Below are 14,457 nucleotides of genomic sequence, written 5' to 3'. Positions count from 1 at the left end.
GCTGAATTTGCGATATGAAAAAGTCCCCCATAGAGATCTGGGTCCATGTCCCGCCCCACCCTCTCGCCCAGGAGCAACCCCATGGACAGATCACGACCGGCGCGCCTGCGCCGAATGCTCGTCGCGGCAGCCGCTACCGTCCTCGGCACCGTCGTCCTCATCCCGTTCAGCGCCGGTACCGCGGCCGCCGCGGGCACGGGTGCGATCACCGGCTACGGCGCCAAGTGCGTCGATGTCTCCGGCGCCAACACCGCGAACGGCACCCAGGTCCAGCTGTGGACCTGCAACGGCACCAACGCCCAGAACTGGACCGTCGGCACCGACGGCACGATCCGCGCCCTCGGCAAGTGCCTCGACGTCTCCGGCGGCTCCACCGCCGACGGGGCCAGGGTCCAGCTCTGGGACTGCAACGGCACCGGCGCCCAGCAGTGGGTCGCCAACGCCGCCAACGACATCGTCAACCCCCAGGCCAACAAGTGCCTCGACGCGGCCAACTGGGGCTCGACCGACGGCACACCGCTGCTGATCTGGTCCTGCCACGGCGGCGCCAACCAGAAGTGGACGGTCCCGAGCGGTGGTGGCGGCACGGGTTCGTGCAACTACCCGAACTGGGTTGCCGGGCAGTTCTACGCGACCGGTGCGATCGTGCGGTACAGCAACGGCCTCTACTACCAGGCGACCCATGACAATCCCGGATACGACCCGACGATCAGCACCTGGTACTGGTCGCCGTACAACTGCGGCGGTGGTGGTGGCGGCGGGTCGTCGAGCGGCTTCGTGGTCAGCGAGGCGCAGTTCAACCAGATGTTCCCGAGCCGGAACTCGTTCTACTCCTACGCCGGGCTGACCGACGCGATGAAGAAGTACCCCGCGTTCGCCACGACCGGCAGCGACACGGTCAAGCGGCAGGAGGCCGCGGCGTTCCTGGCCAACGTCAGCCACGAGACCGGCGGTCTGGTGTACATCAACGAAATCAACACCGCCAACTGGCCGACGTACTGCGACTGGAGCCAGCCCTACGGGTGCCCCGCGGGCCAGTCGGCGTATCACGGTCGCGGCCCGATCCAGCTGAGCTGGAACTTCAACTACAAGGCGGCGGGCGACGCGCTCGGCGTCGACCTGTTGAACAACCCGGACCTGGTGGCGACGAACGCGTCGATCTCGTGGCAGACCGGGCTGTGGTACTGGATGACCGGCACCGGCGGCGCGGGCACGACGTCGCACAACGCGATGGTGAACGGGCAGGGCTTCGGCACCACGATCCGGGCGATCAACAGCATCGAGTGCAACGGCGGGAACACCGCACAGATGCAGAGCCGGGTGAACCTCTACAACCAGTTCGTCGGGATTCTGGGTGTGCCCGCGGGCGGCAATCTGACCTGCTGACGCGGACGAGCACGGTCATCGACGGACCGGTCACGCCCCCAGCGCGACCGGTCCGTCGCATCTGTGACGCAGCGGACGCCACGCAATCCTGCGGGTGCTGAAAACAGCCTGCGCTTGATCTTCGGTACGTCCTGGACAGCGAACCCCCTGGCTTGCATGAAACCAGGGGGTCTACGAGGTTGTGGCTGGTGCGAGAGCCTGGACGGTTAGCAGGTGGCGAGCATGGTGTTGAGCGCTGATTTCTCTGCGCTGTCGACGGAGAGGTTGTAGTACCACTTGACCTGAATCCACGCCTTGGCGTAGGTGCAGCGGAACGCCGTGCGTGGGGGCTGCCAGGTGGCGGGGTCCTTGTCGCCTTTGGCTTGGTTGACGTTGTCGGTGACTGCCCAGAGTTCGGGTCCGCCGAGGTCGTTGGCGTAGGTCTGGCGCTGGGCGGTGGTCCATGCCCAGGCTCCGGATCTCCATGCTTCGGCGAGCGGGACCATGTGGTCGATGTCGATGTCGGCGGGGTTGGTCCAGGTCGCGCCGTCGTATGGGCTGTACCAGGATCCGGAGGTGGGGTAGCAGCTGCTGTCGACGGTGATGTTGGTGCCGTCGCGCTTGAGCACCTGTTCCCGGGTGTTGCACGAGCCGGTGATGGTGATCCAGTGCGGGAACAGGTCGCGGTTGTAGGTGGACTGGTGTGACTCGGCCGCGACGGTGAGCGAGTTGAGCCGGCTCACCGCGGTGCTGTACGACGGGATGTTCGGGGGTGTGGCATCGGCTGGAGTCACACTGATGGCGAGCGATATGGCGGTAACGGCCACCGCGGCGACGGTGGCCTTGAAGGCGCGGGACACGCTGGGACTCCTGACTTTCCGCAGCCGCGGCCGGATGGGGGGCTTCCGACGGGGGACGCGGCGCGAATCGCATAGATGCTGTCAGATGTTTACGCCGGGATTGCGCCGGTATCGGGAAGGCGGCATGAACGTCACGTGACCGCAGGCTCCCGCACGAACGCAGGGCCCAGCCGGGTCCGGTCCCGGGGAAACTGTGGAAGCCGAGCAAGCCATCGGCCGAACAGTCGGCGCATTTCCGAGGCGGCGGCGAGCCTCTACCAGCGCATGTTCGCGAACTTGCAGACGTCGGCGATCTATGGCAAGGCAGCGCGAGCGATCATCCGCAGCACTCTCGATCAACTGACCTGATCGGTCATCCGAGACGTTGCCGCACGTGCCGGCCAGGAGCACGGTCAGGCCTTCGGGATGTCGAGCGGCTGGCGGCCAGGTGCTCGTTCCGCGACCTGGGATGGCTGGCAGTCGTCGTCTCCGCAAGGCGGCCAAATAGGCCGGAATCGCTCTGATGCTCCTGCCGCACGTCGCCAGCCCCGACCGGGCTGCTGGCCTCACGGGGCCATGGCCTGGCTGCGATCGTGGTGGACCTGTAGTGCCGGTCGGCGATGGTGCGTAGGTGGGTGGCCCTGGCCATCTCCCCGCCGGCGACGGCCGCGGCGTTAGGTTGGAAACGTCAATGCGGGTGGCTGGCGTTGTGGTTTATGGTCGGCGGGTGTGGCTTGGTGAGCCGCCGGCAGCGTGTAGCTCAGTCAGCAGAGCGCCGGGCTAGTAACCCGGGGGGCGCGGGGGCAGAGCCCGCCACGCTGGCATGGATGCCTACGGCATGGACGTGCGGGTCGGCTCTGGTTTTCCGGTGGGGCAGCTGGCGAAGGCGTTCGTCACCGCGGTGACGAACGAGGACCCGCACGCTCGGGACCGGGCGCAGCAGCGTGTGCGGCAGTGGTCGGCGGTGCTGGAGGGCATGACCTCGGGCCGGTTGACGGTGGGCTCCCGCACGCCGGTGGACCGGTTGCCGGCCTGGGCGACCCCCGAGGTGGTGCGAGGCGGCTTCGCCACGGGCAGTCCGGCCGCCGGTGGGCCACTGCGCCCGTACGAGGTGGCGGTTGCCGGCCGGGCAGGTGTGGCCGCGGAGCGCGGCCCGGTCTTCGCGTGGCACGTCGGCGAGGCCGGCCTGGCCGAGCTGTGGTCCCTGCTGGGCAGCGGCGGTTACCGGGTGGAGCTGCCCGAGCAGGCGGCATTGCTGGTGGTGGCGTGGCTGCTGCGTGCCGGGGATCGCGCCAGGGCGCTGGACCTGCTCGACGAGATCGGTCCGTTCGCGAGTGAGTTGTGCTTCGCCCCGGTGCCGGACCGCGCGGCGGAGCGTGACTGGTCGGTGGTCTGGCGGGAGCCTGCCGCTGTGGCCGGCGAGGCGCTGCGGCAGCGGCGGGAGAACGACCGTGTGGAGGCGATGCGCGAGGCGTTGACGGTGTGGAACCCGTTCGCCGACGAACTGCTTGAGCTGTGGCTGAACACGCGCGATGAGACAGGCGCGGTCGCTGCGGTGTTCCCGCCGGGGTGGCGCGCGCGGGCGGACGAGCTCGTCGCGCGCTACGAGCGGCTGGCCAACGTCCACACCCGGTGCGGCAAGCACCGCCGGCCTCGGGAGAACCTGGCCATCCTGCGGACCGCGGCCCAGGACGCGCTCGCCGGCGGAGCCCTGACCCCGCGCACGCATGGGCTGCTGCAGCAGGCGGTCGAGGCGATGCTCGCCCGGCGTGGCCGCCCGGGTTCGCCGCGGCATGCCGCGCTGCGCGCGGTGCAGGCGCGGGTCGCCGCGATGCCCGGCCATCACCGGTTGGCTCGGGTTGTGGTGGCCCGGGTCGCGGTGCTGGACCCGGATGCGGGGATCACCGATGTGGACGCGGTCTGCGCACCGGTGTCCGCAGCGGAGGCGTCGACCCACGGCGTGCCGGCCGGCGCCACCGTCCCCGACCCGATCCGGCACGTGGTCCGCCGTGCGGCCGCCGGCACCGTCGCGGAGCTGGTCGGCGCGGGCGTGATTCCCTCGGCTGAGGTTCTCGCCGAGCTGGTGCCGCAGCTCGCCGCCACTACCAGCGCCGCGGCGTATCCCGACCCGGCGTTGCGCACGTTGATGGCCGCGACGTATCGCGCGTTCCGTCGCCGCCGATCGCTGCTGCTGTTGGACCTGCAGCATCAAGTACGGCTGGATGAACTGCCGTGGGTGCGGGTGCTGTCCCCGTATCGGCAGGCCACCGCGGACACCCGCTGGGAGGCGGGCGAAACGCTGCGCCGGCTGGCGGAGCTGGCGCTGGACGGCTTCCCGGCGACGCTGCTGCCCAACCCGCTGGTGTCCGAACTGGCTGCGCTCGGCCGTGAGGCGGGCGAGGACCTGCCGTGGGTGGAGGAGCTGGCCGCTGACATCTTCATGGGCCGGTTCTCGGCCAAGTTCCTGCGCGCGGCGCATCTGGCCGGGTTGCTGCTGTCCGGCCGCCTCTACGCGCGGTACTACGACATCGACTACGCCGCCCTGCCGCCGGTCGCGGCCGTGGTCCGGCGCGGCCGGGACGCCGCGGCCGGCAATGACGCATTCGACACTCTGTGCCGCTGGCGCGCCTTCGGACCGGCTGGGGATGTCGGAGGCGGCTTCTGGGTGGCGGGCAACGGCATGGTGATCGAACAGGCGCAGATTCTCACGACGCACAACCTGGCCACGCTGGCCGGCCCGTTGGACGTCGCGCCGCCGGACGGCTGGCAGGCCTTGGCTCGGCGCACCTTCACCGCCATCGTCCGCCTCGCCGGCCGGCTCGACGGCAACCCCCGCCCGCTGCCGATGATCAAGGACATCGCCTACGCCTGGCGCCATCTGATCTGCTACCTGTCGCTGCCCGGCGCCGGTGACCCCCGCGCGACGATTGACGAACTGCGCGCTGAGCTGGCAGGCGCGCCCAGCTCGGTCCGTGCGCGCCTCACGCCCGCCGTCGTCGGCCTGGCCTACGTCGCGGCCGGCGGCCGGTTCACCGACGACTGCACGCCTGCCGGCGGACGCCGCCTGCTCGGCTGGACCACGCGGCGGCACTGGATGCAGGACCCCACCGCCGTTTCCTCGTAATCCCACGACTGCAGGGATTCCCCGGCGTTGAACGTCTCTCGGCCGGCACGCCCGGACGTGGCCAGGCCCAGTGAGCCCCTGAGGGCTCTCGGGCTGGCATGGGTGCACGGCCAGGCAATGCCCGACGCTGGTGGTTCCGGCGCTGATAGCAGATCGGCGCATCCGACCTCGACAAACCGGCGCCGCGGAACGTGCGAGTAGGTCTTGCGCATCCCGGCTGGCGGAACGCATCGCCAGCACCACTCGCTGTCGACCGGCCGGCGCTTCTGTCGCCGGCCGCAGCGAGCTGCCGTAAGCTCGCGGCTCATGACCGTTGATTTTGCAGCTGAGACCCCCGGTGAGACGACCGCTGAGGCATCCTTCGAGACCTCCGGTGAGCCGTCGACCATCTATACCGTCTACCTCTCGGCTGCTGACGAGCTGGTTGAGCACATCCGCGCCGCAGACGTCCTCAACCTGGGCTTCCGTGTCGAGTCGTATCTCGTGTCTCCTGACGATGCACCCGACACCACGCAGACCGAGTTCGAGTTCACGCTGTTCAGCGAACTGCCTGTCCGGGTGGACGAGCGCGACTGACGCCGAACCGCTCGGGTCGCTGATCGGGCCGCTCGAGCATCGGGTTTGCGGTCGTGTCTAGCCAGCGCACCGCGGCATGAGCGCGCACCGGGCCAAGTCGCCACCTTCTCGCCTCGTCCACCGAGTTCACGCAGATGGTCCTTGGCCCGCAGCCAGGCCCGTGTCAATGTGCTGGACGGCGCCCACCGTGAGCGCATCAACGAGCGCATGCCGTGCGGGGTCTGCCGCGTCCACGGCAGTGGCGTCCACTTCGAGGCGACGCAGGACGTCGACGTACGCGGTCGGGGGCGCCCCGTGCTGCAGGCCGAGCGTGATCGCCGTGGCGAGCGCGTCCGCCCAACCTGCCAGCGCCGAGCCGTGCACATCTGCTCGCAGGTCCACCTGGCGCAGCTCACCGTCTGGTGCGTGTCCGGTGGTCATCGCCCCCGGCACACCGCCGATCGTGAACTCCACCGTGCAGCCGATCACTCGGCGATCACGCGGCGCCGGTACCGAGACCTCACGCCAAGCATCCGTCATTGATCCACCTCGTCCGATCCAGGCTGGCCGCCCGACAGCCAGCGACGACACCGCACCGTAGGGCATCCAGCACCGCACCGACAGCACCAACACGAATCGAAATCGAACGTGTGATCGACACGCCGACAGGTTCCGACGACGCGCCGACAGGGTCGACAGGGCTTTGGGGTGCGTTCCACGGAATGTGGCGGAGTCGTCGTGAAGTTGGGCTTCATCTGTTTGCTGCAGTCCGACCCCCTGGCTACCTACGCTGGCGTGCGTGAGTGAGTCGCGCCCTGGCCCGACGGCCGCGGCGGGCGACCGTAGTGGATCACTGATGAGCATTCCCGCCCACCAGCGGTTGATCCGGAGTGGATCCTCCGCGGACGCGCGTTGCCACCGTGTTTCGGGTCCGTGGTCAGATCGCTCGGGCGATTTCGGTGAACGCCGCAGCGACCCGCAGAGCGGGCCAGGCGTCGACGGCGAGTTCGTAGTGGCCGCGGCGTGGGTTCCTGCATGAAGGCGAGCCCGGCGATGAGGACATGTGCTGTCTCGTCCGTGCGTAGGTCGCGCATCGGCCTAAACCGATGTCTCGGCTGCGACGTCGGTGACCAGGCTCGAGGCGATGCAGGCGGCCAGCAGTCCGGTGAGGTCGGCTTCGACGCGTACCAGTGGGGTGAGCGGCACGGCGAGATGCGGCGCGAGGCTGGCCCGCACCCCCGCCGGCAGGCGGTCCAGGGTGACGGGACCGTCCTGGATTCCGGTGGCGGTGAGGATGTCGCGGATGTGGCGTTGCCTGCCGGCCGGGGAGCGCGGCGACGGCGGCCACAAAAAGGGTCCGCGGCCGGAGCCTGGCAGGCCCCGGCCGCGGACCGGTTATCGCATCCGAACTACAGTCGCGCGCACTGACCCGACGCCGGGCCCTTCACGCTGTTCGGCCGGCTCTCGTTCACCGGGGCCGAGGCGTTACCCGAGCAGGCCAGCGGCCCGCTGACGGTGTTCCCGGCGACAACCACCGGCTGGCTGCCGGTGTTGCCGTTGACGGTGATCGGACCGCCGACGGTGACCGTGTCGATCCGTACGCCACCGGTGCTGTTGGTGACCGACACAGGGCCGTTCACCTTGCTCTTGACGATGCTCAGCTCGCCGGTGGCACCGGTGACCGTGATCGGGCCGGAAACCGTCGCGCCGGACAGGTCGAACAGCACCGGGCGGGTGGCGTTCACCGGGCCGTTGATGCTGCCGCCCGTGACCACTAGCGAGGCACCCGGGTTGACCGTGATGGCACCCGAGATCGTGGCGTTCTCGAGGCAGGTCAGGCCCGCGCTGACCACCAGCGCCTTGTTGTACTTGCCGGTGATCGTCGTGGTGCACTGCGGGCCGGCCTCGCCGATCGTCGACCGCGGCTGGGTGTCCGCGGTGACCGGCGAGTTCGCCGCGAAGTAGCTCACCAGCATGGTGAGGTCGTTGTCGCCGGTGGTGGCCGGGTTGGTGCCCTTGCCGAGGGTGGTGAAGTTGTCACCGCCGGCGGCGAGGAACGAGTTCACCGTGACCCGGTAGGTGCCCGACGGGTTCAGCGGCGTGCCGTTCAGTTTGACCGAGGTGATCCGCGAGCCCTTCGGCGCGTCCGGGTTGTAGGTGTAGGTGAAGCCCTTCGAGACACCCAGCCACAGCACCGGGCGGGACGCGCCGTCGGGCTGCCACTGCTCCTCCAGCACCTGCTTGATCTGGGCACCGGTGTAGCTCTTGGTGACCACATCGTTGGCGAACGGCTGGACGGCGAAGGCGTCGGCGTAGGTCACCGTGCCGTCGGTCCGGTAGAGCAGATCGGCCCGCAGGCCGCCGGGGTTCATGAACGCGATCTGCGCACCACCCCGGCCGACGTCCTTGGTCCCGGCGAGCTGCACGTCGGCGATGAGGTTGCCCAGCGCCGACTCCTTGCCCCGGTCCTCGTTGCCGTTGCTGTAGGCCCGCTTGATGTCAGCGGTGATCGAACCGAGCTTCTGCTTGCCCAGCTCGGCGGCCTTAGTCTTGGCGGCGGCCACGATGTCGGCCACTGCCTGGTCCTGCGGCGCGCCGACCACGTCGACCAGCTGCGCGTCGGAGGTGGTCACCGAGCCAGTGTTCGGGTCGAAGGTCAGGTTGACCTTGCCCAGCCGCTGACCGTAGTCCTCGGCCTGCACCACCGGACGCAGCTTGTCCGATCCGGGGACCGGGAGCTTGAACGCGTACGGCTGGTGGGTGTGGCCGCTGAAGATGGCGTCGATCGTGGCGTCGACCCGGGTGTACTTGCCGAAGACCGGGTCGTTGGCCAGCGCCTCGGCGGAGGTGATGTTCTCCGTCGCGGCGCCCTCGTGCGCGAGCAGCACCACCACGTCGGCCTCGCCGTTGTCCGGGTTGCCGTCCTTGAGCTGGCGGGCCACCAGGTTGGCCTCGGCCACCGGGTCGCGGAAGGTGAGACCGGCGATGCCGTCCGGGCTGACCAGCGACGTGGTCTGCTCGGTCACCACGCCGACGAAGCCGACCCGAACCCCACCGATGGTGCTGACCGAGTACGCCGGCAGCGCCCGGGTGTCGCCCCGGTACACGTTGGCGCCCAGGTAAGGGAAGTCGGCTCGGTCGGACACGTGGCCGGTGAGGTCGGCCATCCCCTTGTCGAACTCGTGGTTACCCACCGCCGAGACGGCCAGGCCCATCGAGTTCAGCGCGTCGATCGTCGGGTTGTCCCCGTCGATCGCCGAGATGAAGGTGGAGGCACCGATGTTGTCACCGGCGGAGACGAACGCGGTGTTCGGGTTCTGCGCCCGCAGCTGACCGACCAGGCCGGCGAGCTGAGCGGCGCCACCGACCGGCTGACCACCCACGGTGGCCGGGGACTCCAGCCGGCCGTGGAAGTCGTTGATGCCGAGCAGCTGGAGGTTGACCGTCAGGTTTGAGCCGACCGGCGCCTCGATCTCGATCGCCTCACCGGTGCCGGTGCCGGTGCCGACGTTGGCGTAGTGAATCTCACTGATAAGGGGGGACGATGCCGCCGGTTCGGCCAGCGCGGGCGCCCCGCTGGTCAAGAGGAGGGCACCGCTTGCGAGGAAGACGCCGAACACGCTTTGTATTCGTTTGCGCCCGTTCCAGTCCATCAGATTAGCTTCCTGTCGGGGAGTTGAGGGGCCGGAGACTAGAGGGTCTTGTTGACCACGCAAGAGCCGCCAGATGTACAGCACGAGATCGACCGTCGCTTGCATCGGCGTACGCCCATTGGCGAGAGACCCGACGGACGAATCAACGCAGGTCGCAGGTTGGGGCAATTCCGGCATCTCCGCAGAAAACGTTGCGGCCAGTTGATTCTTTGGTGAACTTGATTGGTGCAACGTCCGGGCTCGTTAGTTAGATAGCCCATGATGGCTCTGGTCGTCCAGTAGCGACACCACTTGGTCGTCACGACCAAGGTGCGGCGCCATGCGCGCTGTGCGGCCAGGTGGACCCGGTGAACCTGCTGATCGCCGCGCACATCAAGCGGCGCACCGCCTGCACCGACGACGAACGCCGCGACCTGGACAACGTGATCATGGCCACATGTCTGCTCGGCTACGACGCCCTCCATGAGCTCGGCTACCTCACCGTCGACGCCACCGGCCACATCGCCGCCCACGGCCCGCATCCCGGCGCGGTCGGCCTGCTCGAATTGGGTGCGAGCGCCGGCCAGGTCGCCCAGGCTCTGCAGGACGCGGCCGAGTTCGTCGCCTTGCCAGGCCACGGCAACATCGTCGGGGCCGAGCGCGGCCTCGATGACCTCGAGCGCTTGTTCGGCCAGGGGTTTGGCTTGGTTGTATTGGCCGCGTTCGCGAAGGTTCGACGAGCGCGGCGGCGAGCCTGGCGTCAACCAGCAGCGGCCACCGCAGCCCGCGCAGGCGTGCCCGCAGCTGGCCCCAGCAGCGCGGCTGCCGCGGCGAGCCGGGGCCGGTCGTTCGAGGCGACCCGTGCCGGGATCGCCGCGTACGGAGGCGACATCGGGGCACACATCCGTAGCGCGTACGGACGTCCCGGTGCTCGCGATCTGCGACGCTGGAGAGGGAGCCGGACCCCGCGCGACGAAGGAGACGCCGATGACCTACCTCGATACCCCGGCCGATGCGCAGGCCCGGGACGACGTCGCTCGGATGTACGACGAAGACCGCGCCAAGGTCGGCTATGTCCAGAACCTCACCAGGCTGTTCGCATTACGGCCCGACGTCCTTGATGCCTGGGTGGGGCTCAGCAAGACGATCAGGCGCGGCATGGACCTTCGCCGCTACGAGCTGGTCACGCTGGCGGCGGCCAAGCAGCTGCGCTCCAGCTACTGTTCGTTGGCCCACGGGGAGGTCCTGCGGGACCGGTTCTACGACGCCAAGGCCGTGCAGAAGATCGCCACCGACCACCACCACGCCGATCTCGACCCCGTCGACGTCGCCGTCATGGACTTTGCCGGGAAGACCGCCCGGGACGCCGCCAGCATCACGGCCGACGACGTCGACACGCTGCGCCAGCACGGACTCTCCGACGACGAGATCTTTCAGGTCATCCTGGCGGCTGCGGCCCGCTGCTTCTTCAGTACTGTCATCGACGCGGCGGGAGCTGAGCCCGACTTCCAGTACCGCGCCAGCATCGAACCCGAGCTCCTGCAGGTCCTCACCGTGGGCCGGCCCGTCAGCGACGAGGCATAGCGCCGGCGGCCGGCCGGGCGTCGTCGCGATGCTCGGCTGCGGCGACCCGGAGCGACTGCGTCGGCGAAAGGCGTCCGCCCTCGGCGTGGACCGCGTCGAAGGCTGCGCCGCCGAGGGCTTCGGCCACGGATCTGCGCAACGCCCCGTCAGGCGGCTGGAGCGGTCGCGTTCCGGCCGAGGCCGCCTCCCGGGCGGCGTGTGCGGTACCCAGCAGCATGGCCGCATGCCGGGCACGCCCCTGCTCGGACCAGACGGCGGCGAGCGCCTCCAACGCGTCCACGAGCACGAAGGACTGGCCGGCAAGGGCGATGGCCTCGACGCTCGCGATGAGGAGCTTCTCCGCGTGCTCCAGCTGTCGCTGCTGGCGGGCCCGTTCGCCCAGGATGTAGAGCGCCCTGCCCGCACAGCGCTGGTCGCCGAGCCGGCGAAGCGTCGGCAGGCATTCCTCCATCAGGTCGGCGGCCTGCTCATGGTCGCCTCGCAGCCAGGCCAGTCGAGCAAAGCCGACGGTGGCGTGCGTTCGGTCTTCCTCGCTGCCGGCGGCCTCGGCGAGGCCCTGGCTCTCGGTCAGCCATTCGCGCACCTCGTCGTCGGCGATGCCGGACTGCATGCACCGCTGGGCCATGATGAACAGGGTGTTCGCCGCGAGCATCTGGTCACCGACCTGGCGGAACAACGCCACGCTCCGGCGGCCCCAGCGCAGCGCGTCGTCGAGTTCACCGGCGGCTTGCACAAGGGCCTGCATGGTCATCGCGCTGTCCCATTGATGGCTGTCACCCAGCAGGTCCAGTGCCTGGTGCAATGCCGGCAGCGTCAGCTCCGGTTGGATCCAGATGGCGCTCATCCCGAGCGCGCGTGCCACCCTCGCGCGGGTGGGGTCGTCGAGGCCGGCCGCCCGTGCTGTCGCCTGTTTGGCCAGGTCGAACGCGGCTCCGGAGTCCGTGGCCTGCAGGAGCACACTGGCTGCGGCCAGCCCGGCGGCGACGGCGGGGGTGGCGGGCGGTTCGCCGACGGCCTGCGCTCGCCGGATCCACTCCTGCGCCTCGCGGCGCTGCCCGGTGACGTCCCAGAACTGCTGCAGCGCGGCGATCCATCGCCAAGCGGACTCGCTGTCGGCGGTGGCGATCGTGTGTGCCAGCCCGGCCCGGAGGTTCGGCTGTTCGATGATCAGCCGGAGCACCCAGGCGCGCTGGTCGAACGTGCGGATCCGCTCGGCACCACGTTCGGCCAACCGCAGGTAGTGCGCGGCGTGTTGCTGTCTGGCCATGTCCGGCGCGCCGGATGCGGCCAGCCGTTCCCTGGCGTACGCACGGATCGTCTCCAGCAGCCGGTACCGGCGGGTCGCGCGTTCCACGGTGGACACCAGCGACTTGTCCACCAGCCTCGGCAGGAGCGCCATCACGGCTGCGCCGCCGGCGTCGTCCGCGTACACCGCCCGGGCGGCGTCGAAGTCGAAGTCGGCGGGGAAGACCCCGAGCCGGTCGAACAGCGCGCGCTCGTCGTCGTCGAGCAGGTCGTAGCTCCAGTCGATCGCCCCACGCAGGGTGCGCTGGCGCGGCGGCGCCGTACGGGCGCCGTCGCGGAGCAGCTCGAAACGTTGGTCGAGGTGCGAGACCAGCTCGGCCGGGCCGAAGGTGCGCGACCGGGACGCGGCCAGCTCGATCGCCAGCGGCAGCCCGTCGAGCCGCCGGCACAGCGCCGCCACCGCCGGGGCCGTCACCTCGGTGAGGGCGAAGCCAGGAGACGCCGCCGCGGCACGATCGACGAACAGCCGCACCGCGTCGAAGGTCGCGGCCGTGGCGACCCGCTGGGATTCTCGCGCGGTCGGCACGGGCAGCGGCGGCACCTGATAGCTGATCTCGCCGGGCACGCCGAGCGGTTCGCGGCTGGTGGCCAGGACACGCAGTTCGCCACTCGCGGCGAGCAGATCGGCCACGATCTCCGCGACCTCGGCGACGACATGCTCGCAGTTGTCGATCAGCAGCAGCCCGCGCATGCTCGCGGCCACGTCCCGCAGGACGTCGCGCAGCGGCCATCCCGGCTGCGGCACGATACCCAGCGCGTGAGCCAACGTGTCGCCGACCAGGTCCGGCCCGACCGGTGCCAGATCGACCAGCCGGGCACCATCCGGGAACCAATCGGCGCGGACCGCCGCGATGCTCAACCCGAGGCGGGTCTTGCCCACACCGCCCGGGCCGACGAGCGTGACCAGACGATGGTCGTCCACCAGCGAGGCGACCTCCCTGGTCTCGCGTTCTCGACCCACGAGACTGGTCAGCGGTACGGGCAGCACGTTCTCGGCCCGCGTCGTCCGGCGCAGCTGCACACCCAGTTCGACCAGCGCGGTCCGATCGCTCACACCGAGCTTGCGCAGCAGGGCTGCGACGTGGCTCTCCACCGTACGCACCGACAGGTGGAGCCGCTCGGCGATCTCGCCGTTGCGGAGCCGCTCGGCGACCAACGCGAGCACCTCGGCCTCACGCCCGGTCACCCCGGCTTGAGTCATCCGCTCAGCCACACCCTCGCCATTGCGCGCCATGCAGCTATTCTCTTCGCCCTCGCCACCCGATTCCACGGATCAGGTCGACGGCGAGAGCAGTCTTCAGCGCCGGCGCGGCGGGACTGTCCGGGCCGCGCCGGACCGTCGGGACCTTGGCCACCTACGAGGCCCGTAGGGCGCCGTTGCGTTGTGGGATCGCAGGACGCGTTGAACTCGCGTCGGGTCCGCGGTCAGATCGCCAGGGCGAGGTCGGCGAACGCCGCGGCGGCCCGCGTTGCCGGCGGGCCGTCGACGGCGAGTTCGTAGTGTCCGCGGCGGAGGTTCTCGCCAAGGCCGTCGGGCGCGAGGTGGCCGCGGCGGCCGTACCGCCAGGCGCGGGCGTGGTATCGGCCGCGCCGGCGGCGACGGTGATCGGTGCGTTGGGGCTGATCCGGGGATTGTTCAGGCCGGTGTCGTGCTGTCGGGGGCCGCCGAGCGCAGCCGGATGCCCGGTGCCGCGCGGTCGATGGGCGGCTGAGGCGCCGCGGGAGGGGCCGGGTCGGGCGTGGGCTCGACGATGGTGGTGGGCAGCACGAAGGCGGCGATGTCGAGGGCGACGTGCAGGGCGATCGGTAGGAGCAGGCTGCCGCTGGTCGCGTACAGCGCGGTGAGGGCGAGTCCGAGCAGTCCGGTGCCGATGACGCCTGCCGGGCCTTGGTAGCGGTGGGCGAGCCCGAATAGGGTTGCGCTGATCAGCGCCGCGAACCATGGGTCGAGCCCGAGCAGGGTGATGGCGGCGCCGTAGAGCAGGCCGCGGAAGACGATCTCCTCGCAGATGCCTGCGGTGAGCGCGGTCCCGACGCCCCACAGCCGATCCAG

11 protein-coding genes and 1 tRNA gene are annotated in these 14,457 nt (G+C 70.0%); 5 read left to right on the top strand and 7 right to left on the bottom strand.

The features are described 5' to 3' along the window. Positions 1 to 81 precede the first annotated feature (81 nt). On the top strand, positions 82 to 1,386 hold the full coding sequence (locus ACGFI8_RS43280) for a lectin (RefSeq protein ID WP_392813713.1): 1,305 nt from the start codon (positions 82 to 84) through the stop codon (positions 1,384 to 1,386). Between the two features lie 206 nt (positions 1,387 to 1,592). Here the strand turns inward: ACGFI8_RS43280 and ACGFI8_RS43275 are convergent, their stop codons facing one another. Continuing rightward, the gene (locus ACGFI8_RS43275; protein WP_392813711.1) at positions 1,593 to 2,225 is read right to left on the bottom strand and encodes an HNH endonuclease family protein; all 633 of its coding nucleotides are present in this window, start codon (positions 2,223 to 2,225) and stop codon (positions 1,593 to 1,595) included. A 728-nt stretch (positions 2,226 to 2,953) separates the two neighbouring features. Here ACGFI8_RS43275 and ACGFI8_RS43270 point away from each other — a divergent pair. From ACGFI8_RS43270 to ACGFI8_RS43260, 3 genes are all read left to right on the top strand, one after another. Beyond that, positions 2,954 to 3,026, top strand: a tRNA-Thr gene (locus ACGFI8_RS43270). Positions 3,027 to 3,042: 16 nt separating this feature from the next. Beyond that, the gene (locus ACGFI8_RS43265; RefSeq protein ID WP_392813709.1) at positions 3,043 to 5,328 is read left to right on the top strand and encodes a hypothetical protein; all 2,286 of its coding nucleotides are present in this window, start codon (positions 3,043 to 3,045) and stop codon (positions 5,326 to 5,328) included. Positions 5,329 to 5,634: 306 nt separating this feature from the next. After that, positions 5,635 to 5,904 (top strand): hypothetical protein, encoded by a 270-nt coding sequence (locus ACGFI8_RS43260; RefSeq protein WP_392813707.1) that lies wholly within the window; start codon positions 5,635 to 5,637, stop codon positions 5,902 to 5,904. A 126-nt stretch (positions 5,905 to 6,030) separates the two neighbouring features. Here ACGFI8_RS43260 and ACGFI8_RS43255 read toward each other — a convergent pair whose 3' ends face one another. From ACGFI8_RS43255 to ACGFI8_RS43240, 4 genes are all read right to left on the bottom strand, one after another. Then, complete coding sequence (locus ACGFI8_RS43255; protein WP_392813704.1) at positions 6,031 to 6,516, bottom strand: hypothetical protein; 486 nt, start codon at positions 6,514 to 6,516, stop codon at positions 6,031 to 6,033. A 465-nt stretch (positions 6,517 to 6,981) separates the two neighbouring features. Beyond that, complete coding sequence (locus ACGFI8_RS43250; protein WP_392813702.1) at positions 6,982 to 7,233, bottom strand: hypothetical protein; 252 nt, start codon at positions 7,231 to 7,233, stop codon at positions 6,982 to 6,984. Positions 7,234 to 7,292: 59 nt separating this feature from the next. Continuing rightward, positions 7,293 to 9,536, bottom strand: a complete 2,244-nt coding sequence (locus tag ACGFI8_RS43245) for a 5'-nucleotidase C-terminal domain-containing protein (RefSeq protein WP_392813699.1) — start codon at positions 9,534 to 9,536, stop codon at positions 7,293 to 7,295. A gap of 38 nt (positions 9,537 to 9,574) precedes the next feature. Continuing rightward, positions 9,575 to 10,279 (bottom strand): tetratricopeptide repeat protein, encoded by a 705-nt coding sequence (locus ACGFI8_RS43240; protein ID WP_392813696.1) that lies wholly within the window; start codon positions 10,277 to 10,279, stop codon positions 9,575 to 9,577. A 223-nt stretch (positions 10,280 to 10,502) separates the two neighbouring features. Here ACGFI8_RS43240 and ACGFI8_RS43235 point away from each other — a divergent pair, with 223 nt between their 5' ends. Next, positions 10,503 to 11,099 carry a carboxymuconolactone decarboxylase family protein gene (locus tag ACGFI8_RS43235; RefSeq protein WP_392813694.1) on the top strand — a complete coding sequence of 199 codons (597 nt, stop codon included), beginning with the start codon at positions 10,503 to 10,505 and terminating at the stop codon, positions 11,097 to 11,099. Here ACGFI8_RS43235 and ACGFI8_RS43230 read toward each other — a convergent pair. Both ACGFI8_RS43230 and ACGFI8_RS43225 read right to left on the bottom strand, forming a co-directional pair. Next, positions 11,083 to 13,605 (bottom strand): ATP-binding protein, encoded by a 2,523-nt coding sequence (locus ACGFI8_RS43230; protein WP_392813691.1) that lies wholly within the window; start codon positions 13,603 to 13,605, stop codon positions 11,083 to 11,085. The two genes, ACGFI8_RS43235 and ACGFI8_RS43230, sit on opposite strands and share 17 nt — an antisense overlap. A gap of 435 nt (positions 13,606 to 14,040) precedes the next feature. Further along, positions 14,041 to 14,457: CPBP family intramembrane glutamic endopeptidase (locus tag ACGFI8_RS43225; protein WP_392813689.1), on the bottom strand; the 417-nt coding region annotated here is incomplete at its 5' end.

This window comes from Dactylosporangium sp. NPDC048998, from assembly GCF_043197855.1.
Taxonomy (GTDB): Bacteria; Actinomycetota; Actinomycetes; order Mycobacteriales; family Micromonosporaceae; genus Dactylosporangium.
This window is presented reverse-complemented; position numbering and strand designations above follow the sequence as displayed.